The sequence below is a fragment of the Amycolatopsis sp. NPDC114478 genome, from assembly GCF_055633805.1.
In genome coordinates, this window is the sequence record NZ_JBVKDO010000001.1 from 671,718 (window position 1) to 691,572 (window position 19,855).

21 protein-coding genes are annotated in these 19,855 nt (G+C 71.3%); 11 read left to right on the plus strand and 10 right to left on the minus strand.

Translation table 11 applies throughout. The features are described 5' to 3' along the window. The first annotated feature begins 20 nt into the window (after positions 1–20). From ACZ7OH_RS03290 to ACZ7OH_RS03300, 3 genes are all read left to right on the plus strand, one after another. The gene (locus ACZ7OH_RS03290; RefSeq protein WP_470279356.1) at positions 21–524 is read left to right on the plus strand and encodes a GNAT family N-acetyltransferase; all 504 of its coding nucleotides are present in this window, start codon (positions 21–23) and stop codon (positions 522–524) included. 119 nt (positions 525–643) lie between these two features. Further along, the gene (locus ACZ7OH_RS03295) at positions 644–841 is read left to right on the plus strand and encodes a hypothetical protein (protein ID WP_004561810.1); all 198 of its coding nucleotides are present in this window, start codon (positions 644–646) and stop codon (positions 839–841) included. After that, positions 820–1,257: a VOC family protein gene (locus tag ACZ7OH_RS03300; RefSeq protein WP_470279357.1), complete on the plus strand. Its 438-nt coding sequence runs from the start codon at positions 820–822 to the stop codon at positions 1,255–1,257. Before ACZ7OH_RS03295 ends, ACZ7OH_RS03300 begins: the two co-directional genes overlap by 22 nt. A 62-nt stretch (positions 1,258–1,319) precedes the next feature. Here the strand turns inward: ACZ7OH_RS03300 and ACZ7OH_RS03305 are convergent, their stop codons facing one another. The 8 genes from ACZ7OH_RS03305 to ACZ7OH_RS03340 form a co-directional block, all read right to left on the minus strand. Continuing rightward, positions 1,320–2,588 (minus strand): aminotransferase family protein, encoded by a 1,269-nt coding sequence (locus ACZ7OH_RS03305; protein WP_470279358.1) that lies wholly within the window; start codon positions 2,586–2,588, stop codon positions 1,320–1,322. A gap of 347 nt (positions 2,589–2,935) precedes the next feature. Next, positions 2,936–4,138, minus strand: a complete 1,203-nt coding sequence (locus ACZ7OH_RS03310; RefSeq protein ID WP_470279359.1) for a CaiB/BaiF CoA transferase family protein — start codon at positions 4,136–4,138, stop codon at positions 2,936–2,938. Between the two features lie 45 nt (positions 4,139–4,183). Next, on the minus strand, positions 4,184–4,870 hold the full coding sequence (locus ACZ7OH_RS03315; protein ID WP_470279360.1) for a GntR family transcriptional regulator: 687 nt from the start codon (positions 4,868–4,870) through the stop codon (positions 4,184–4,186). Positions 4,871–4,874: 4 nt separating this feature from the next. Beyond that, on the minus strand, positions 4,875–5,660 hold the full coding sequence (locus ACZ7OH_RS03320) for an SDR family NAD(P)-dependent oxidoreductase (RefSeq protein WP_400894287.1): 786 nt from the start codon (positions 5,658–5,660) through the stop codon (positions 4,875–4,877). A gap of 1 nt (position 5,661) precedes the next feature. Beyond that, positions 5,662–7,362: a hydantoinase B/oxoprolinase family protein gene (locus ACZ7OH_RS03325; protein ID WP_470279361.1), complete on the minus strand. Its 1,701-nt coding sequence runs from the start codon at positions 7,360–7,362 to the stop codon at positions 5,662–5,664. Further along, positions 7,359–9,380, minus strand: a complete 2,022-nt coding sequence (locus tag ACZ7OH_RS03330; protein WP_470279362.1) for a hydantoinase/oxoprolinase family protein — start codon at positions 9,378–9,380, stop codon at positions 7,359–7,361. The genes ACZ7OH_RS03325 and ACZ7OH_RS03330 overlap by 4 nt, the downstream gene beginning before the upstream one ends. Further along, positions 9,377–10,972 carry a thiamine pyrophosphate-binding protein gene (locus ACZ7OH_RS03335; RefSeq protein ID WP_470279581.1) on the minus strand — a complete coding sequence of 532 codons (1,596 nt, stop codon included), beginning with the start codon at positions 10,970–10,972 and terminating at the stop codon, positions 9,377–9,379. Before ACZ7OH_RS03335 ends, ACZ7OH_RS03330 begins: the two co-directional genes overlap by 4 nt. 71 nt (positions 10,973–11,043) lie before the next feature. Continuing rightward, positions 11,044–12,222, minus strand: coding sequence for an NAD(P)/FAD-dependent oxidoreductase (locus ACZ7OH_RS03340; protein ID WP_470279363.1), 1,179 nt, complete (start codon positions 12,220–12,222; stop codon positions 11,044–11,046). Positions 12,223–12,302: 80 nt separating this feature from the next. Between ACZ7OH_RS03340 and ACZ7OH_RS03345 the strand changes: the two genes are divergently transcribed. The 6 genes from ACZ7OH_RS03345 (at position 12,303) to pqqB (ending at position 16,698) form a co-directional block, all read left to right on the plus strand. Further along, complete coding sequence (locus tag ACZ7OH_RS03345; protein ID WP_470279364.1) at positions 12,303–13,667, plus strand: WS/DGAT/MGAT family O-acyltransferase; 1,365 nt, start codon at positions 12,303–12,305, stop codon at positions 13,665–13,667. Between the two features lie 82 nt (positions 13,668–13,749). After that, positions 13,750–13,872 carry a pyrroloquinoline quinone precursor peptide PqqA gene (gene pqqA, locus ACZ7OH_RS03350; RefSeq protein ID WP_470279365.1) on the plus strand — a complete coding sequence of 41 codons (123 nt, stop codon included), beginning with the start codon at positions 13,750–13,752 and terminating at the stop codon, positions 13,870–13,872. Positions 13,873–13,875: 3 nt separating this feature from the next. Beyond that, on the plus strand, positions 13,876–14,565 hold the full coding sequence (gene pqqC / locus ACZ7OH_RS03355; protein WP_470279366.1) for a pyrroloquinoline-quinone synthase PqqC: 690 nt from the start codon (positions 13,876–13,878) through the stop codon (positions 14,563–14,565). Beyond that, entirely contained in the window at positions 14,562–14,828 is a 267-nt protein-coding gene (gene pqqD, locus ACZ7OH_RS03360; protein ID WP_470279367.1) for a pyrroloquinoline quinone biosynthesis peptide chaperone PqqD, read from the plus strand. Before pqqC ends, pqqD begins: the two co-directional genes overlap by 4 nt. Further along, a complete protein-coding gene (pqqE, locus tag ACZ7OH_RS03365) occupies positions 14,819–15,883 on the plus strand; it encodes a pyrroloquinoline quinone biosynthesis protein PqqE (protein WP_470279368.1) in 1,065 nt (354 codons plus the stop codon). The genes pqqD and pqqE overlap by 10 nt, the downstream gene beginning before the upstream one ends. Then, positions 15,880–16,698, plus strand: coding sequence for a pyrroloquinoline quinone biosynthesis protein PqqB (gene pqqB, locus ACZ7OH_RS03370; protein WP_470279369.1), 819 nt, complete (start codon positions 15,880–15,882; stop codon positions 16,696–16,698). Before pqqE ends, pqqB begins: the two co-directional genes overlap by 4 nt. On the opposite strand, the gene ACZ7OH_RS03375 is transcribed toward pqqB, so the two are convergent. Next, positions 16,695–17,639: an aldo/keto reductase gene (locus ACZ7OH_RS03375; protein ID WP_470279582.1), complete on the minus strand. Its 945-nt coding sequence runs from the start codon at positions 17,637–17,639 to the stop codon at positions 16,695–16,697. The two genes, pqqB and ACZ7OH_RS03375, sit on opposite strands and share 4 nt — an antisense overlap. Before the next feature lie 102 nt (positions 17,640–17,741). Between ACZ7OH_RS03375 and ACZ7OH_RS03380 the strand changes: the two genes are divergently transcribed. After that, positions 17,742–18,266, plus strand: a complete 525-nt coding sequence (locus ACZ7OH_RS03380; RefSeq protein ID WP_470279370.1) for a helix-turn-helix domain-containing protein — start codon at positions 17,742–17,744, stop codon at positions 18,264–18,266. Positions 18,267–18,351: 85 nt separating this feature from the next. Continuing rightward, complete coding sequence (locus ACZ7OH_RS03385; protein WP_470279371.1) at positions 18,352–19,575, plus strand: MFS transporter; 1,224 nt, start codon at positions 18,352–18,354, stop codon at positions 19,573–19,575. Here ACZ7OH_RS03385 and ACZ7OH_RS03390 read toward each other — a convergent pair. Then, positions 19,562–19,843: a hypothetical protein gene (locus tag ACZ7OH_RS03390; RefSeq protein ID WP_470279372.1), complete on the minus strand. Its 282-nt coding sequence runs from the start codon at positions 19,841–19,843 to the stop codon at positions 19,562–19,564. The genes ACZ7OH_RS03385 and ACZ7OH_RS03390 overlap by 14 nt on opposite strands. Positions 19,844–19,855 lie beyond the last annotated feature (12 nt).

The window sequence follows — 19,855 nt, forward strand, 5'->3', positions numbered from 1 at the left end:
GGGCGCGTACGAATGCCTGCGTGATCCGGCTCGCGCGCCCTGACGACCTGCCCGCGCTGATCGACGTCGAACGCGACGCCGGCAGCCTGTTCCGCGCCGTCGACATGGCGGCGATCGCCGACGACGACCCGGGCTCGGTGGCGGAACTGGCGGTATACCAGTCCGCCGGCCGCGCGTGGGTCGCCGTGGACGACGGCGACCGGCCGGTCGCGTACCTCGTCGCGGAGGTCGTCGACGGGTGCGCGCACATCGAGCAGGTCTCGGTGCGGCCCTCGCACGCGCGGCGCGGGCTCGGTCGAGCGCTGGTGGAGACGCTCGCCGGGTGGGCCGCCGCCCGCGGATTGCCGGCGCTGTCCCTTACAACGTACGAAGCAGTGCCGTGGAACGCGCCGTACTACGAGCGGCTGGGGTTCCGGGTCCTGGTGGACGCCGAGATCGGCGACGAGCTGCGGGCGATCCGCCGCGCGGAGGCGGCCCGCGGCCTCGACGCGTGGCCGCGCGTGGCGATGATCCGGCCCCTCTGAACGGTTCTCACCTGCGCGGGGGATGCGGTGGCGCGGACAGTCGAACATGTGTTCTACTGTGCTCGCCGGCCTCGGAGGGGGAAGCTCCTGGGCCGGCCCACAGACTTCGGGAGGTTGTCATGGCGGTCAAGATCACCCACCTGACGAACGGCCAGCAGGTGCGGTTCGCCAACGCCGACGGCGCCCGCCGCTACGCCGAGATCATGGGCGGCGGCGTCGACAAGTGGCGCTTCACGGTCGTGCCCGAGGACCCGATGCTCCGGAAAATGTCGGACTCGGTCGTTAACGTGCCCGTATGGCGCATGACTTCCAGGTAGTGGTGGATACGGCCGACCCGCACGTGCTCGCCGACTGGTGGGCCGAGACGCTCGGCTGGCCGGTCGAACCGACGGACGAGGACTTCATCCGCGAGATGATCGCGAAGGGGTACGCGAAGGAAGAGGAGACCCGGACGTACAACGGGTCTCTGGTGTGGAGAACGGGCGCGGCGATCCGCCACCCGGACTCGCCACCGGACGGTCCACCCCGGCGGATCCTGTTCCAGGAGGTCCCGGAGCCGAAGACGGTGAAGAACCGGCTGCACATCGACGTGTGGGTGGGCGCGGACAACGTCGAGGCGACGCTCGAGAAGCTGACGGCCCGCGGGGCGAAGTTCCTGTGGCGCGGGCGGCAGGGGCCGCACAGCTGGGTGACCGTGGCCGATCCGGAGGGGAACGAGTTCTGCATCTCGTGACGTCGTGAACGGCTCTTTCCTGCCGTCTCCAGGACTGGAAAGAGCCGTTCGCGGCGTCAGTTTCAGCTCTGCGCGGCCAAGCGGTCCAACGCCTTGGGCAGCGCCGAAGCCAGCAGGTCCAGCTCCGGCTCCGCCGCCACCAGCGGCGGCGACACCGCGACGCCGCGGCCGAGGTTGCGCACGATCACGCCCTCGTCGCGGCACGCGCGCTGCAGCTTCACCGGGGCTCCCGGGTCCGCGTCCATGACCTCCGCCGTCAGCTCGACCGCCGCCAGGAAGCCCAGCCCGGCCCGGACCTCCGCCACCAGCGGGTGCCCGCTCGCCGCCGACACCGCGTCGGCCAGGGGTTTCTCCAGCTCGCGGCCGCGCGGGATCAGGTTGTCGCGCTCGTAGATGTCCAACGTCGCCAGGCCCGCCGCGCAGGCCACCGGGTGGCCCGCGTACGTCGGGCCGTGGCGGAAGATCGGTGCGCCCGGCGCTCCCGTGAAGAACGGTTCCGCCACCCGCGGCGCCACGACCAGCGCGCCCAGCGGGATCGTGCCGCCGGTGATGCCCTTCGCCGTCGTGATCATGTCCGGCCGGACCGCCCAGCGGTCGATGCCGAACCACGTCCCGAGCCGGCCCCACGCGGCGATCACGCAGTCCGCGACGAACAGCACGTCGTGCCGGCGGCAGATCGCCGCGACCTCCTCGAGGTACCCGTCCGGCGGCAGCAGCACGCCGCCCGCGCCGATCACCGGCTCGCAGAAGAACGCCGCCACGCGCGACGCGCCGACTCGCTCGATCTCGGCCTCCAGAGCCGCGGCGTCGTCGAACGGGACGTGCGAGAACTCCGGCGGCTGCGGCCCGACGCCGGCCGCGTTGGCCGGGATGCCGCCGACGGCCGTGCCGAAGCCGTGCGTGCCGTGGTAGCCCTGCGTCCGGCCGATGACGTGCGCCTTCTCCGGCCGCCCGGTCTGCGCGAAGTACGCGCGCGCGAGCTTCACGGCGGTGTCGATGACGTCCCCGCCGCCCGAGCCGAAGAAGACCTTCGACCCCGGTGTCGGCGCCAGTGCGGCGACGCGGTCGGCCAGCTCGATCGCCGGCTCGTTGGCGTTGTAGCCGAACAGGTTGTACGAGTCGAGCGTCTGCAACTGCTTGGTCACGGCCTCGGTGATCTCGGGCCGGCCGTGGCCGAAGTTCGCGTACCAGAGCGACGCGGTGGCGTCGAAGTACCGTCGTCCGGCGTCGTCCCAGACGTAGGAGCCCTCACCGCGGGTGATGACCATCCGGTCGTTCGCGACCGCGCCCATGTCGGCGAACGGGTGCCAAAGGGCGTGCTGTGCTGACATCGGTCCTCCTCAGTCCTTCCCCCATCCCTACCAGGGCGAAGCGGGGAGCGCGAACACTCCATCGTGCACAGTTCGCACCACCGGACAGGCCGGAACGGCAGCGCAACCTGCAACGGCGACGCGCAGACCAGCCCGACGGTCTTCGCCTTCCGCACGCTCGCGGTCCTCGCCCCTGGCGGTTCCCGCTCTCCGGCCACGCCTGGTCCGACCCCGCACTGGTGCCCGGCCTCGCCGCGTGGGCGACCGGCATCCTGTTGACCGTCCTCAGCCTGCGACCGATCCGGCTCGCCGCGAAACGGCGGACAGTCGCCGACTACCTCCACTGGCGACCGCCGGGAAGCTGAGCCTCACCCGAACTCCGCGATCTCCTCCGCCGAGTAGCCCAGCTCCGCCAGCACCTCCGCCGTGTGCTGGCCCAGCGTCGGCGGCGCGGACGTCGGCCGCGCCGGGGTGTCCGACGCCTTCACCGGGAAGCCCGTCCCCAGGTACGTCCCCACCGTCGGGTGCGGCAGCCGGACCACTTGGTCGCGCGCGGCCGTCCACGGGTCCGCGTACACGTCGTCGATCTCGTTGATCGGGGCCGCCGGGATGCCCGCCGCGTCGAACGCCTTCAGCCAGTCCGCCGCCGTGCGCGTCAGCAGGACCGGTTCCAGGAGTGCGTTCAGCTCGTCGCGGTGAGCGGCCCGAAGGGCGTTCGACGAGAACCGCGGGTCCGCCGCGATGTCCAGGCTCAGCACCCCGCAGAACGCGTGCCACAGCTTTTCGCTGCCCACCGCGATGATCAGCCAGCCGTCCGAGACGTGGTACGCCTGGTACGGGACGATGCTCGGGTGCGCCGAGCCCATCCGGCGCGGCCGGGGCGCGTCGTAGAAGTGCGCACCCGCGGCGTAGACGTGCCAGGCGAGCTGACTGTCCAAAAGGGACACGTCGAGGTACTGGCCGCAGCCGGTCGTGTGGCGGGCCTGCAGCGCCATCAGCACCGCGATGATCGCCCACGTCCCCGCGTTCAGGTCCGCGACCGGCAGCCCGACCTTCGCCGGCGCGCCGTCCGGCTCGCCGGTCAGCGACATGACGCCGCCGAGGGCCTGCGCGACGAGGTCGTAGCCCGCGCGGTCGCGGTACGGACCCGTCTGGCCGAAACCGGTGATCGACACGTGGATCAGCCGCGGGATCAGCACCGCCAGGGCCGCGTACCCGAGGCCCCCCTTCTCCAGCGTCCCCGGCCGGAAGTTCTCGACGAGCACGTCCGCGTCGGCGACCAGCCGCCGGAGGGCTTCGCGGCCGCGGTCGCTCTTGAGGTCGAGCACGATCCCGCGCTTGTTCCGGTTCGCCGCGAGGTAGTACACGGCCTCGTCGCTCTCGCCGACGAACGGCGGTCCCCAGCCGCGGGTGTCGTCGCCGTGCCCGGGCGGCTCGACCTTCACCACGTCCGCGCCCATTTCGCCGAGGTACTGCGTGCAGTACGGCCCGGCGAGGATGCGGGACAGGTCGACGACCTTGATCCCGTCCAGCGGGCGGAATCCGGCGTGGTCGGCAGGCATCGACGTCATGACCCTTTCCTTCCGGTCGGCGGCTCACGCGCGGCTATCGCAGCCTTACGTTGTACGTGCGCTGAGCGCGAGCAGCAGCGCTTCGGCGTCGCGGAGGTAGCGGTCCAGCGCGGCTTCCGCCGCCGAGAACCGGCCGTCCCGCAGGTCGCGCAGGATCTGCTCGTGGCAGCCGAGGAACGGTTCGTAGAACTCGCGCGTGTTCTCGTTGAGGACGAAGAACAGCCGCGTTTCGGCGAGCACCTGGCGCATGGTCGCGGAGATGCGCTCGCTGCCGGCGAGATCGGCGAGCGCCTGGTGGAAGTGGATGCTCGCGGTGCCGACGGCCGGCCAGTCCTCGGCCGCGGCCGCCGTCCGGCCGTCCCGCAGGGCCAGCTCGACCGGCGCCAAGTCCACAGTGGACAGCTCGGCCGCCCGCCGGAGCGCGCCGCATTCGGTGGCGCGGCGGACGACGTACAGGTCCTCGATGTCCTCCGTGGTCAGTTCGCGGACGAACACACCGCGGTTCAGCTCGTGCACCGCCAGCCGCTCGTGGGCCAGCAGCTGGAACGACTCGCGCAGTGTATTGCGCGAGACGCCGAGCGCCGAGCTGATCACCGGCTCGGACAGCCGTTCACCGGGGGCGAAGACGCCGTCGGTGATGTACTGGCGCAGGATCGCGGCGACCCGCTCGGCCGTGCCGCTGCGTTCGAGCAGGTGCCGCTCGCTCTCCAGCCCCGAGGCGTCGATCGACACGGCACTACCTGACGCCGAGGTCGAAGTCGAGGCTGTAGCGGTTGCCCGGCATCGCGCCCGCCGCCTTCGCGCCGTCGATCGGCAGCACTACGCCGTTGATGAACCGCGACTCGTCGCTGGCCAGGAACACGACGGCTTTCGCGACCTCCCAGGCTTCGCCGACGCGTGCCGCCGGCGTGCTCGCGACCAGCTGGTGCTGCTTCGTTTCGAACTCCTCCGGCGAGTTCAGCGTGCTGCGCAGCATGTCCGTGTCGATCGCGCCGGGGTTCACCGTGTTGGCGCGGATACCCTGGTGCGCGTGCGCGACGGCGATCGACTTCGTCAGCCCGACCAGCGCGTGCTTCGTGGCGTTGTAGACCGGGTCACCGGGGCGGCCCATCACTCCACCGTTCGACGACGTCGTGATGATGCTGCCCGCCTTTTGCTCGATCATGTGCGGCAGCACGGCGCGGGTGCCGAGGAAGGCGGCGCGGACGTTGAGCGCGAAGATGTTGTCGAACTCGGCCAGCGTCGTGTCGGCGAGCGGCTTGCCGAGGTGGATGCCGACGTTGTTGAACAGCACGTCGATGCGGCCGGCCTCGGCGAGCACGCCGTCGACGAACGCCGCCACGGCGTCTTCGTCCGTGGCGTCCACTATGGAGTGCCGGTAGCCCTCGACGGGCTCCGCGGGCTCGCGGATGTCGGAAGCGAACACCGTCGCGCCCTCGGCGAGGAACTCCTTCACCGTGGCGAGGCCGATGCCCCGCGCGCCGCCGAAGACGACCGCCACCTTGCCGGCCAACCGACTCATGTCACTTCCCCGTTCTCAGTCGTGCTGTCTGCTCTTCGTCGACCGCGTAGTCCTCCGGCAGCCGGACGAGCGCGTCCGGGTATCCGTGGTACCTGATGGATACTCCGTATACATTGCGTGCGGCGTCGACGGAGACGTAACCGTCGACGACGTCTGCGAGCACTGCCGCCACGGGACGCTCGAACGGCGACCCGTACCCACCGCCGCCCGGCAGCGTGACGTCCACGACAGACTCCGGTGTCAGGGTGACGCGGCTCTTCGCGGGCAGGTCGGGCCCGTCGTGCAGGCCGAACCGCCCGGCCGCACCGGACAATCCACTGTCCACCCCGGAGGCCGCCGCGCGCACGCGATCGACGTTGCCGTTGACGCTCCACGCGCCGCCCTCGCGCAGTGCCATCGTCGTTACCTGGCCGAGGCCGCCGCGCCAGCGTCCGGCGCCGCCGGAGTCCGCGCGCAGCTCGCGCGTGTGCTGGACCAATGGCGCCATCGTCTCGATGACCTCGGTCGGCGTCGAACGCAGACCGCTCGGGAACCCGGTGGTGTTAAGGCCGTCCTTGTCCACGCGCGCGCCCATGCCGCCGGTCTGGAAGACGTTCAGCATGAACCCCGGACCGCGCCAGATGGTCATCCACAGCGCGTCCGCGCTCGGCGCGATCGCGGCACCGGGCAGCGCGCCGATCAGCAGCGACGGCAGGAAGTGCCCGATCAGGTGCCGGGACGCGACCGGCGCGGGCGGCAGGCAGTTCAGCACCGAACCCTCCGGCGCGCAGACGTGCACGGGCCGGAACGACCCGGCGTTGTGCGGCACCTCCGGCGAGATCGCCGCCTTGACCGCGAACGACGCGTACGCGCGCGTGTAGTTCAGCACGACGTTGATCCCGCGCCGGCTCTGCGGCGACGACCCGGCGAAGTCCAGGTGGATCTCGTCGCCGCCCACAGTGGCCGTCACGCGCAGGACGATCTCTTCGTCGTCGAAGCCGTCGGTAACGATCTCGTTGGTGTAGACACCGTCCGGCAGCTTCCGCAGTGCGTCGCGCAGAGCCTTCTCGGACCGGTTCATGATCTCGGCGGCGACGTCGTCGAGATCGTCGAGACCGAATTCCCCGAGGAGCCGCAGCAGGCTGGCCGCGCCGACCTCGTTGCCGGTGACCTGCGCGTACAGGTCGCCGATCGTCTCCTCCGGCGTCCGGACGTTGGCACGGATCAGCCGTTCCAGATCGGTGTCGACCTCGCCCGCGCGCAGGAACTTCAGGATCGGCAGCCGCAGTCCCTCTTCGAAGACCTCGTGGGCTTCGGCGGACACGAGCCGGCCGCCGATGTCGGGCGCGTGGCAGCAGGACGCGAACCACGCGACCAGCCTGCCGCGCCGGAACACCGGTGTCGCGACGGTGATGTCGTTGATCTGCCCGGCCGTCTGCCACGGGTCGTTGGTGAGCAGGACGTCGCCGGGCTCGAGGGTGTCGGGCGGGTACGCGGCGACGAAGTGGTGCATGCCGGTGGCCATCGCGTTGATGTGTCCGGGCGTGCCGCCGACGGACTGGCCGATCATCTCGCCGCGCGAGTCGAACACCGCGCAGGCCAGGTCGAGCGATTCGCGGACGACGGCGGAGAAGGCCGTGTTGACCAGCGCGTTCTGCTGCTCGGCGAGGATCGAGTGCAGGCGGTTGCCGAACAGCCCGACCAGGATCGGGTCGACGCTCACGCCGTCACCTCCAGCGCCGCGTCCTCCCGGACAACGCAATGCGCGCCCGGCGGGACGACGACGGTGGACTCGCGTTCCTCGACGATCGCCGGTCCGTCGACACGCTCCCCCGGCGTCAGGAGGTAGCGATCGAAGACCGCCGTGTCGACAAATCCACCAGCCGCCGGGAAGTAGGCCTTGCGGGTCCTCTTGCGCGCGTTGCCGCTCTTCGCCGGCACCTTAAGCCGTAAGGTGACGTCCGGCGCGGGGCCGCTCGAAACCACCCGCCAGTTCAGCACCTCGACGCCGACTTCCGGCCCCGATCGCTGGTAGAGCGCGCGGTAGGTGCGAGTGAACTCCTCGATCAGTGTTCGCGGCCAGTCGCCGCCGCGGACCGGAACGCGGATCTCGTAGCCTTGCCCGGCATAACGCATCTCGGCAATCCGCCGGTGCGTGACTTCGGCCGCGCCGGACTTCGCGAGCAGCGCTTCGCCCTCGGCCTCCATCTCGGCGAACAGCGCGTCGACCTGCTCCCACTCGAGGTCGTGCACAGCCGCGCGGGCCGACCGGACGAAGTCGAACGCGAGCGGCGCGGTGAGGAACCCGGCCGCGCTGAGCACGCCCGCGGCGGGCGGCGCGACGACCGACGGCGCCCCGAGCGCCCGCGCGACCCCGACGCCGTGCACCGGCCCCGCGCCGCCGAACGTGTACATCGGCAGTTTCGCGGGATCCTGACCGCGCTCGACGGCGTGCACCCGGGCGGCGTTGGCCATGTCTTCGTTGACGCTCGTGTGGATGCCCCACGCGGCCTCTTCGACGCTCACGCCGAGCGGGCCGGCGATCTTTTTCTCCAGCACCGTCCGGGCGGCATCGGCGTCCAGGCGCATGCCACCGCCGAGGAAGTAGGCCGGGTCGAGGTAGCCGAGCACCAGGTCGGCGTCGGTGACCGTCGGCTCGGTGCCGCCCCGGCCGTAGCAGGCCGGGCCGGGCTCGGACCCGGCCGAGTCGGGACCGACGGTCAGCAGGCCCAGCGCGTCGATCCGAGCGATCGACCCGCCGCCGACGCCGATCTCGATCATGTCCGTGACCGGCACCTGCACCGGCAGCCCGGAGCCGGGCAGCAGCCGGTACTTGCGGTCCACTTCGAACTGGTGCGTCACGAGCGGCGCGCCACCGGCGATCAGGCAGAGCTTCGCCGTCGTGCCACCCATGTCGAACGCGAGCAGGTCGTCCGGCCCGATCGCGGCCGCCGCCAGTGCCCCGCCCGCCGGTCCGGACTCGAGGATGCGGATCGGGTGCCGGGCCGCGGTGTCCACGGTCGCCAGACCGCCGTTGGACAGCATGATGTGCGGCGCTCCGGGGATCCCGAGCCGGCGCAAGCGGTGTTCGAGGTCGCGCAGGTAGCGTTCGGTGAGGTCCTGAACGTATACATTGGCGACAGTGGTCGACGCGCGCTCGAACTCGCGGATCTCGGGGACGACGTCCGACGACAGCGCCACCCTGAGCGAGGGCGCCACCTCCGCGAGAATCTCCGCAACGCGCCGTTCGTGCGCCGGGTTCGTGAACGCGTGCAGGAAGCAGACGGCGACCGCCTCGATCCCGCGGTCGGCCAGCTCGCGCCCGAGCCTTACAACGTACGGCTCGTCGAGTGCGGTGTGGACGGACCCGTCGGCGAGGATCCGCTCCGGGACGTCGAACCGCAGGTGCCGCGGGACCAGCGGCGCGGGCAGTTCGAGGTGCAGGTCGTACAGCTCGTACCGGTGCTCGCGGCGCATCTCCAGGACGTCGCGGAAGCCCGCCGTCGCCAGCAGCGCGGTCCGCGAACCCTTGCGCTCGATCAGCGCGTTCGTCACCAGCGTCGTCCCGTGCACGACCTGCTCGACGGCCCCGGCGTCGGTGAGCAGCGCGGCCAGTCCCTCTTCGACCGCCCGGGCCGGCTCGTCGTGCGTGGTCAGGACCTTGCCGACCGCGACGATCCCGGACTCGTCGACCGCGCAGAGGTCGGTGAACGTGCCACCGATGTCGACGCCGATCCTCATGTGCGGTACCACCGCGGGGACGTGTTCAGGGGCGGCTTCAGCCGGGCCTTCACGACCAGGACGTTCGGCTCGTCCGACTCGACGAACTCGCCGAGCAGCCGCCGGAACGCGCGCCCGAACCCGGAGACGCGGTCCGCGTGCACACCGAAGGACCGCGCGAGACCGACGAAGTCCGGGCTGTCCCAGTCGACTCCGCGACGCGGGAGACCGGCGCGTTCCTGGTCGTAGCGCAGCATGCCGTAGCCGCCGTCGTCGACCAGGACGACCGTGACCGGCAGCTGCTCCTGCGCGAGCGTCGCGAGATCGCCGCAGCCGTAGAGGAATCCGCCGTCGCCGGTGATGCAGATGGCGCGTCCGACACCCGCCGCGGCGGCGCCGAGCGACGCCGGGAAGCCGTAGCCCAGGGTGCCCCAGCCCATCGGGTAGGCGAGCTTGCGCGGCGCCCGCACCCGGTGGAAGCCGCCGACCCAGTAGCCGGCGACGCACATGTCGGACACCAGCACCGCGTCCATCGGCAGCACTTCGTCCAAAGTGGACAGGAAGTCGTAGGCCTGCGGTTCTTCGTCGCGGATCCGCTGGCGCACGCGGCGGCCGATGCCGGCCAGCCGCAGGGTGATGTCGTCCAGGCCCGGCCGTTCCTTGGGCAGCAGCCGCTCGACGATCCCGCGCGCGTCCCCGACCAGCGTCAGGTCGGGCTGGTAGTTCTTGGCGGCGTCGTCGGCGTCGACGTTGATCGCGACGAGCCTGCGCGGCTTCGGCATCCGCCAGTTCTGCGTCATCAGGCCGTCGAAGTCGGTGCCGATCGCAAGCACGACGTCGGCCTCGTCCCACAGCTCGCCGACCTCCGGCGTGTGCACCGGGTTGGGCGCGAGGCACGGGTGGTCGAGCGGGAGCAGGCCGCGGGCGCCGAAGGTGGTGATGACCGGCGCGGCGATCTTCTCGGCGAGCGCGCCGATGGCGTCCCCCGCCCCGGACCGCAGCGCGCCGCCGCCCGCCCAGATCAGCGGGTGCTCCGCGTCGGACAACAGAGCCTCGGCGCGCGCGAGGTCGGGGACGTCGCCGTCGGGCTTGCGGTGCGGCGCGGGCGGACGCCGGTGCGGCACCGTCTCGCGCAGGTAATCGGTCGGCACACCGAGGTAGACGGGACCGCTCTGCGGCTGCAGCGCGAGCCGGGCCGCGCGGTGCACGGTGGTGCCGATCTGGTCGGCGGCCCGCACGGTGAAGCCGCCCTTGGTCACCGGCGCGAACATCGCCTGCTGGTCGGACGTCTCGTGCAGCACGCCGCGCACGACGCCGGGCCGCCGCAGCGTCGAGGGGATGTCGGTGGCGATGACCAGCACCGGAGCCGCCGACGCCATGGCCTCGCCGACCGCGCCGAGGGTGTTCGCGGCGCCCGGACCGGTGGTGACGAGGGCGACGCCGAGCTTGCCGGTCGCGCGCGCGTAGCCGTCGGCCGCGTAGCCCGCGGTCTGTTCGTGGCGGACGCCGACGAGCTTGATGCTCGTCTCGGCGAGTGCCTCCCACAACGGCAGGTTGTGCACCCCCGGGAGGCCGAAGACGATCTCCGTTCCCAGCGCTTGAAGCGCGTCCACCAGCTCCCGAGCACCACTCACAGCCACGGCGCGGATACTGCCAGATCGTTGAACGATCTGGCAATCGGCCCCTAGATGATGTTGTGCTCCACCGGTGCGGTATCGGCGCTTTCGAAGCGCCGGACGTCCAGCTCGGTGACGTCCACCGCCGGCTCGCGCCCCAGGTAGAGGTCCCGGATCAGCTCGCCGGTGGCCGGCCCCATCTGGAAGCCGTGGCCGGAGAAACCGGTCGCGTAGAAGAACCGTGACAGCAGGACGCTTTCCCCGATGATCTGGTTGCGGTCCGGCGTCATTTCGTACAAGCCGGCCCAGGCCGTCCGGATGCCGGCGTCGAGCACGGCCGGGATCCGGCGGCCCGCCAGCTCGGCCAGCCGCGGCAGCCACTCGCCCGTTTCGTAGTGCGTGTCGAAGCCGGGGAAGCCGTCGTCCTCGCTGAACGACATGGCCAGGCCCGCGCCTTCGCGGTGGAAGTAGAACGCCGACGGCAGCTCGATGGTCAGCGGGACGCGCTCCGGCAGTCCGGGCACCGGGCCGGTGAACACGACCTGCCGCCGGAACGGCCGCACCGGGAGGTCCAGTCCGGCCAGCGTCCCGATCCGTCCGGACCACGCGCCCGCCGCGCACACGACCGCGCCGGTCCGGACGAACCCCGCCGCGGTGTTAACGCCGGTTAACGTGTCGCCGTCACGTTCGATGCCGGTGACCTCGACGCCGGTCCGGAGCGTCGCGCCGCATGTCCGCGCCGCACGCGCGTAGCCCCGGACAACCACGTCCGGCGTCGCCTTCGCGTCGTCCGGAGACCACAGCGCGGACACGACCCCGTCCGTCTCGAGCAGCGGGAGGACACCCTTCGCTTCCGCGGGAGTCAGCAGGTGGCTGCGCACTCCGTACTCCCGCTGCAGCTCCGCGCAATGTCCGATTGCAGACACCTCCGCGGGGTCGGCGAGCAGGTAAAGGTAGCCGTCGCGGCGGAAGTCGATCTCGACGCCGAAGCGCTCCGAGAAAGCGCTGTACGCCGCGAGCCCGCGCAGTCCCAGCTCGACGTTCACGCGGCTGGTGAACGACGACCGGACGCCGCCCGCGGCCTTCGCCGTCGAGCCCCCGCCGAGCCCGCCGCGCTCCACGAGCAGGACGTCGACACCGGCTTCCGCCAAGTGGAACGCGCAGCTCACGCCGATCACACCGCCACCGATCACGACGCACTCGGCCATCGGTGGCAACGACGTTTCCCCGGCGCTGGAGACGGTCATACTCGCCAAAGTAGAACGTGATCCACCCACGGCCGCCGAGCGCGTACAGTCGGCGTGCCGAGTGCGGAAGGTGATGTCCCATGGCGATGATGCCCGTGACCGACTCGATGTTCCTCCTCGTCGAAACGCGCGAGCATCCGATGCACGTGGGCGGTCTGCAGCTGTTCAAGAAACCGGACGGCGCCGGGCCGGACTACCTGCGCGACATCCGCAAGAACCTGCTCGAATCGGACAACATGCGCTCGGTGTTCCGGCGTCGCCCGGCGCGGCCTGTCAACACGATGGGACACGTGGCCTGGCGCACGGAGACCGACCTCGAGCTCGACTACCACTTCCGGCACTCGGCGCTGCCGCAGCCGGGCCGCATCCGCGAGCTGCTGGAGCTGACGTCCCGCTGGCACAGCACCCTGCTCGACCGGCACCGGCCGTTGTGGGAGACGCACCTCGTCGAGGGGCTCGCCGACGGCCGGTTCGCGGTCTACACCAAGGTCCACCACGCGCTGATGGACGGCGTCTCGGCGCTGCGCCAGCTGCAGGGCTCGCTCTCGGACGACCCCGCGGACCTCGACTGCCCGCCGTGGTGGGGCAGCCGGCGCAAGCCCAGCGAAGGCCGCGTCAAGCGGCCCCAGTCGTTCCTGCAGACCGCGAGCAAGACCGCCAACCAGCTCGCCAGTCTGGCACCGGCCGCGATGAAGGTCGCGCGCGAAGCGTTCGGTGAACACACGTTAACCCTGCCCGGACAGGCGCCGCGCACGATGCTCAACGTGCCGATCGGCGGCGCGCGGCGGTTCGCCGCGCAGTCGTGGTCGCTCGACCGCGTCCGGCAGGTGGCGACGGCGGCCGGGGTGTCGCGCAACGATGTCGTGCTCGCGATGTGCTCGGGCGCGCTGCGCGACTACCTCATCGAGCAGCGCGCGCTGCCGGACGCGCCGCTGATCGCGATGGTGCCGGTGTCGCTGCGCCGACAGAACGACCCGGGCGAAGCGGCGGGCAACAACATCGGCGCGCTGCTGTGCAACCTGGCCACCGACCTGCCGGACGCGGGCAAGCGGCTCGTCACGATCCACCAGTCGATGCGCAACGGCAAGCGGCTGTTCTCGGAGCTGACGCCGTTGCAGACGCTGTTGTTATCGGCCGTTAACGTCGCGCAGCTCGGCGTCTCGCCGATCCCGGGCGTCGTCAACAACACGCGGCCGCCGTTCAACCTGGTGATCTCGAACGTGCCGGGGCCGCGCAAGCAGATGTACTGGAACGGCGCGCAGCTCGACGGCATCTACCCGGCGTCGGTCCTGCTCGACGGCCAGGCCGTGAACATCACGCTGACGAGCAACGGCGACAACCTCGACTTCGGCGTCACGGGCTGCCGCCGGAGCGTGCCGCACCTGCAGCGGATCCTGACGCACCTCGACACCGCGTTGGTGGAGCTGGAAGCCGCGGTCCGCTAGCACCGCTGATCGGCACCCCACTGCGCCATCGGAAGGAAACTTTCCGAACTCCTCTGGCCAGCCGGCTCGTCGCGCTCTTACCGTGGCGGCGACCGGACCCCCGGGAGAGGAGCACGACATGACCGAGGTGTGGACGACCCCCGACTTCGTCGAATACGAAACACCCATGGAGGTGACCGCCTACGCGGCTCGCCTGGCGGACTGAACGATGCCCGTCGAGCCGCTCGCGGAAAGCGCATTCATCGCGGCCCTGCGCGGTCTTTCCGACCGCTACTGGGGCACGCACCCGTTCCACCACCGGCTGCACGCGGGCGAGCTCGACGCGCACGGGCTGCGGATCTGGGCGGCGAACCGCTGGTACTACCAGTGTCAGCTGCCGCAGAAGGACGCGGCGATCATCAGCAACTGTCCGCTGCCGGAGATCCGGCGCCAGTGGCTCGACCGGATCGTCTACCACGACGGCCCGCACGCCGGCGCCGGCGGGATCGAGCGGTGGCTGCGGCTGTGCGAGGCCGTCGGCCTGGACCGGGACGAAGTCCTCGACGAGCGGCACGTCGCCCCCGGGGTCCGGTTCGCCGTCGACGCCTACGTGACGTTCGCGCGGACCAAGCCGTGGTGGGAGGCCGTCGCGTCCGGACTCACCGAGATGTTCGCCGGGCACCTGATGCAGCAGCGCGTCGCGGACATGCTCGCGCACTACCCCTGGATCGCGCGCGAGGACCTCGCGTACTTCACCAACCGCATCGACAAGGTCTCCGGCGAGGGCAAGGACACGCTCGACATCGTGGTCCGCCACTGCGTCACGCGCGAGCAGCAGGACCGCGCGATCGCCGCGCTGTCGTTCAAGTGCGACGTCCTGTGGTCGATGCTCGACGCGATCGAGCGGGCGGCGCGGTGATCACCGTGGGTTCGGTCCCGCAGCTCCGGCGCGGTGTCCGATTGTCGTTCGACCACGTCCGGGAGACGCACGTGCTGCTGTTCCCGGAAGGCGTGCTGGTCCCGAACACGACCGCGGCGGCAGTGCTCGAACTCTGCGACGGCGCCCGGACCGTCACGGAAATCGCCTCGGCGTTGGGCACCCGCTTCACCGGCGTCCGGGAACAGGACGTCCTCGACGTGCTGACCCGGCTGGGCGAACGGCGGGTCGTCGCGTGGACGTGAAACCGCCGCTCGGGCTGCTGGCCGAGCTGACCCACCGCTGCCCGCTGCACTGTCCTTATTGCTCGAACCCGCTGGAGCTCGTTTCGCGCGAGGCCGAACTGTCCACGGCGGACTGGATTTCGGTGCTCTCGCAAGCGCGTGAACTGGGCGTCCTGCAGGTGCACATGTCCGGCGGCGAGCCACTGGCCCGGCCAGACCTGCCCGAACTAGTGGCACACGCGAGCTCGCTCGGGTGCTACGTCAACCTCGTCACCTCCGGGCTCGGGCTCACCGCCGCCCGGCTCGACGACCTCGTCTCGCGCGGGCTGGCGCACGTCCAGCTGTCGGCGCAGGGCGCGACGCGGGAGCGGTCCGACCTGCTGGCCGGCGCGCGGGCGTTCGACCACAAGCTCAACACGGCCACGTTGGTGAAGGAGGCCGGGCTGCCGCTGTCGCTGAACGTGGTGCTGCACCGGCGCAACCACGACCAGCTGGCCGGGATCATCGAACTGGCCGAGCGGATGGGCGCGGACCGTCTCGAACTGGCGAACACGCAGTACTACGGCTGGGCGCTGCGCAACCGCGCGGCGCTGATGCCGACGCCCGAGCAGCTCGCCGAAGCGGAACCGATCGTGCGCGCGGCGGTTTCGCGTTTGCGGGGCACGATGGAGATCGTCTACGTCGTCGCCGACTACTACGAGCCGTACCCGAAGCCGTGCATGTACGGGTGGGGCGCGCGGCAGCTGACGATCGCGCCGGACGGGACGGTGCTGCCGTGCCCGGCGGCGTCGGCGATCTCGACGCTGCGGCTTTCTTCCGTGCGCGATACGCCGTTGGCCGAGATCTGGTACCGGTCCGAATCGTTCAACGCCTACCGCGGCGAAGACTGGATGTCCGAGCCGTGCCGCACGTGCGACCGCCGCGAACTCGACTTCGGCGGCTGCCGCTGCCAGGCGTTCCTGCTCACCGGCGACGCGGCGGCGACCGACCCGGTGTGCTCGCGGTCTCCGCAGCGTTCGCTGGTCGACCTCGCGCTGTCCCGGCCTCCGGTCACCGACCTGGTCATGCGCCGGTGAAGGTGATCCTGCTCGGCACCGCGGCGGGCGGAGGCTGTCCACAGTGGAACTGCGCGTGCCGCCTCTGCGCGTCCGGACTGCCGCCGCGCTCGCAGGACTGCGTCGCGATCAGCGCGGACGGCGCCGGCTGGTACCTGCTCAACTGTTCCCCGGACATCCGCGCCCAGATCCTCGGGACGCCGGAGCTGCGGGCCGGGCCGGGGCCGCGGGAGATCCCGCTGCGCGGGGTGCTGCTCACCGACGCCGAACTCGACCACACGCTGGGGTTGCTGATGCTGCGGGAGTCCGGCGGACTCCCGGTGTGGGCACCCGACGCCGTGCTGCGCGCGCTGTCTCCGTTTCGCGAGATCGTCGACGGCTATGGCGGCTGGACGTCTCTCACGGACGTCCCCGGACTGCGCGTCGACGTACTGCCGGTGAGCGACAAGAAGCCGAAGTACGCGGCCGCCGGAGAGGGCCCGTGGGTGGTCGCGTACCGGATCTCGGACCTCGCGACCGGCGGCGTGCTGGTCTACGCGCCGTGCCTGAAGAGCTGGCCTCCCGGGTTCGATTCCTTTGTGGACGGCGCGTCGCTGGTCCTGCTCGACGGAACTTTCTACGCGCCGGACGAGATGGCGGGAGTCGGCGGACCGGACCAGCTCGCGATGGGGCACCTGCCGATCACCGCGAGCCTGCCCCGGATCGCCGGGCGGCGCTGGGCGTTCACGCACCTCAACAACACGAACCCGGTGCTGGACCCGGCGTCGCCCGAACACGCCGCCGTCCTGGCCGCCGGCGCTCTGCTCCCGCCGGACGGCACCACGTACGTGCTCTAGGCAATGCCCTCGGGTGCGGCGCCGGCGACCTGGACGGCGTCGGCGGTGATCCGGTCGATCTCGGCCAAGTCATCCGACGTCAGCTCGACGTCGGCGGCGGCGATGCTCGCTTCGATGTGCTTCGGCTGCCGCGCGCCGACGATGGCCGCGTGCACGCCGGGCCGGGCGAGCGTCCAGGCGATGGCGAGCTGGCCGACTTCGAGATCCTTTCGCGTGGCGTACGCCGTAAGGTTGTCGACGATCTTGAGATTGCGGCGCAGGTTGTCGCCCTGGAACGCGCTGGACTTCGAGCGCCAGTCGGTGGGTTCGAACGTCGTGTCCGGCGTGAGCGCGCCGGTGAGCAGACCGCTGCCGAGCGGGCTGTATACGAAGACGCCAATGTTTTCCGCGCGGGCGTAAGGCAGCGGATCGGTCTCGATGCCGCGGCGGAACAGGTGGTACGGCGGCTGCAGCGTCTCGGCCACGCCGAGGTCCGCCAGCTGTTCCGCGCTGTAGTTCGAGACACCGATGTGCCGGACCTTCCCGGCGTCGACGAACTCCTGCAGCAGTCCGGCCACGTCCGCGGCCGGCGTGTCCGGGTCGGGCCAGTGCACCTGGTAGAGGTCGATGTGGTCGACGTCCAGGTTGCGCAGGCTCTGGTCGAGTCCCTGGGTGAGCCACGCGCGGCGGGAGTCGCGCGGCCGTTCCGCGCGCGGGTTGATACCGCCTTTGGTGGCGATGATGACGTCCGGCTGGTTCTTGAGCGCACGTCCGAGCAGCACCTCGGACCGGCCGCGGCCGTAGGCCTGCGCGGTGTCGAAGAAGTTCACGCCGAGGTCGCGGGCGTGGTGGATGGCCGCGATCGCGGTGTCCTCGTCGAACGCGCCCCAGTCGCCGCCGAGCTGCCAGGTGCCGAAGGCGATCTTCGACACTTCCAGGCCGCTGCGGCCCAAGATCGTCATACGCATGCGTCCAGCACAGCACAGACGTCGGACGACTGGGGCAATCTTCCCGGCCAACGAGACCCCCAAATAACCCTTTGACAGTCGTGTCAGACTGACGTCATGCCCCACGACAACCTGCGCGTGCTGGCGCACCCGATGCGCATGCGGATCCTGTCGCTGCTGACGGGAACGGCCCTGAGCGCGGCCGAAGCGGCGCGCGAGCTGGGCGACACGCAGGCGAACATCAGCTACCACATGCGCCGCCTGCACGACGCGGGCCTGCTGGAGGTCGCGGAAGAGGTGACCATCCGCGGCGGCCGCGCGAAGCGCTACCGCCACGACCCGGCGTCGGGCCGCCGCTTGACCACCCGTTCACCGGCCGAGCAGCAGCTGCTGACCAAGGCGGTCGCGGGCGAGCTGCTGCGCCGGGCCGAGTCACGGGCCCCCGACCGGCGAGCATCGTTGACGGACGCGGAGCTGTGGGTGGACCCGGCCGTCTGGGCGCGCCTGCTGAAGCGGGCATCGGAGCTGAGCCAGGAACTCCACGCGGCGGCCCAGCCACCGCGGACCCCGGGAACGGTCCGGGTCAGCGCGAGCGTGGCCCTGTTCGAACTGGCAGAGCCGGACCAGTCCGAGTCCCCGTGACCGCGCGGGTGGCGCCCGCCTGGTTCGCCGAAGCCGTCCACCCGACTCACGTCTCGTTCGTCCCCACCTCGCCGGAGCAGCTGCCATGACTTCCCCGCTTTTCGCCCCGCTTCGCGAACCTCGGTTCCGCGCTCTCGTCACCGGACGGACGTTCGCCGACTTCGCCAACGTTGTCGCGCCCTTCGCGCTGGCCTTCGCCGTCGTCGACCTGACCGGATCGGCCGTGGACCTCGGGATCGTCGTCGGGGCGCGGTCGATCGCCAACGTGCTGCTCGTGCTCTTCGGCGGGATGCTCGCCGACCGGTTGCCGCGGTCGGTGATCCTGCAGGGCACCGAGACCGCCGCCGCGCTCACGCAGGCGGCCATCGCCGCGAGCGTCCTCTGTGGATTCGCCTCGATCCCGCTGCTGGTCGGGCTCAGCCTGGTCAACGGCGCCGTCTCGGCGATCTCGCTGCCCGCGGCCGCGTCACTCACGCCGTTGACGGTGCCCGCGCCGCTGCTCGCCCAGGCGAACGCGCTGGTCCGGCTGCTGTCCAACACCGGCCGCATCGCCGGCGCGGGTCTGGCCGGGGTCCTCGTCGCGTTCGCCGGCTCGGGGTGGGCGCTCGCCGGGAACGCGGTCCTGTTCCTCGCGGCCGCCGTCGCCTACCGGCGCATCCACCTGCCGAGCGGCGAACGGATCCCGAGCAGCCGCCCGCTCGCCGAGCTCGCCGAGGGCTGGCGGGAGTTCCGCGCCCGGTCCTGGGTGTGGATGGTGGTGTTGCAGTTCATGATCGTCAACGCGGTCAACGCGGGCGCGCTGCGGGTGGTCGGTCCACTGGTCGCCGACGACACGTTCGGCCGCACCGGCTGGGGCCTCGCGCTGGCGGTGCAGACAGCCGGGTCGCTCCTCGGCGGCGTCGTCGCGGCGCGCTGGCAACCCCGGCGGATGCTGCTGATCGGCGTCGCGCTGGTGATGGTCGACGCGCTGCCGATGCTCGCGCTCGGCCAGACGCCGTACCTGCTGCCGCTGCTGTTCGCGATGTTCCTCACGGGCATCGCGATCGAGCAGTTCGCGGTCGCGTGGGACGTCTCGCTGCAGGAAAACGTGCCGCCGGAGAAGCTCGCCCGCGTCTACTCCTACGACATGCTGGGCTCGTTCATCGCGATGCCGCTCGGCCAGATCGCCGCGGGGCCCCTGGTCGAGCACGCCGGCCGTTCGGCGACACTGCTGGGCGCTGCGGCCCTGGTCGTCATCGCGACGGCGGTCGTCCTGGTCAACCCGCAGATCCGCGGACTGGTCCGCCGCGCACCGGTCAGCCCGGCGTGACCGAACCGGTCTGACGGCCCGCGCGGGGTTCCGGCGTCCGGTCGCGGTGGCCGTCCAGGCGCCACCAGCTCTCCAGCGTCTCCCGCAGCACCTTCAGCAGCTCGCCGCCCATCTCCAGGGGGACCAGCGCCGGTTTGCCGTCGTCCACCCGCAGGGCCGCCGTCAGCCGGCCGCCCTGCTCGATCAGGCCGACCACCACCCGGGTCGGTTCCCCCGCCGGGTCGACGGTCGGAATGGCGCGCTCGTACCGCCAGCCTTCAGCGTTCACCCGGCGACAGTG

Excerpts from the sequence above, each read along its gene's own strand:
- ACZ7OH_RS03345 (WP_470279364.1), top strand. The coding sequence starts at position 12,303 with ATGGCGATGATGCCCGTGACCGACTCGATGTTCCTCCTCGTCGAAACG.
- ACZ7OH_RS03375 (WP_470279582.1), bottom strand. The coding sequence starts at position 17,639 with ATGACGATCTTGGGCCGCAGCGGCCTGGAAGTGTCGAAGATCGCCTTC.
- pqqC (WP_470279366.1), top strand. The coding sequence starts at position 13,876 with ATGCCCGTCGAGCCGCTCGCGGAAAGCGCATTCATCGCGGCCCTGCGC.
- ACZ7OH_RS03295 (WP_004561810.1), top strand. The coding sequence starts at position 644 with ATGGCGGTCAAGATCACCCACCTGACGAACGGCCAGCAGGTGCGGTTC.
- ACZ7OH_RS03340 (WP_470279363.1), bottom strand. The coding sequence starts at position 12,222 with ATGACCGTCTCCAGCGCCGGGGAAACGTCGTTGCCACCGATGGCCGAG.
- ACZ7OH_RS03330 (WP_470279362.1), bottom strand. The coding sequence starts at position 9,380 with ATGAGGATCGGCGTCGACATCGGTGGCACGTTCACCGACCTCTGCGCG.
- ACZ7OH_RS03300 (WP_470279357.1), top strand. The coding sequence starts at position 820 with ATGGCGCATGACTTCCAGGTAGTGGTGGATACGGCCGACCCGCACGTG.
- ACZ7OH_RS03385 (WP_470279371.1), top strand. The coding sequence starts at position 18,352 with ATGACTTCCCCGCTTTTCGCCCCGCTTCGCGAACCTCGGTTCCGCGCT.
- ACZ7OH_RS03310 (WP_470279359.1), bottom strand. The coding sequence starts at position 4,138 with ATGACGTCGATGCCTGCCGACCACGCCGGATTCCGCCCGCTGGACGGG.
- ACZ7OH_RS03320 (WP_400894287.1), bottom strand. The coding sequence starts at position 5,660 with ATGAGTCGGTTGGCCGGCAAGGTGGCGGTCGTCTTCGGCGGCGCGCGG.
- ACZ7OH_RS03380 (WP_470279370.1), top strand. The coding sequence starts at position 17,742 with ATGCCCCACGACAACCTGCGCGTGCTGGCGCACCCGATGCGCATGCGG.
- ACZ7OH_RS03305 (WP_470279358.1), bottom strand. The coding sequence starts at position 2,588 with ATGTCAGCACAGCACGCCCTTTGGCACCCGTTCGCCGACATGGGCGCG.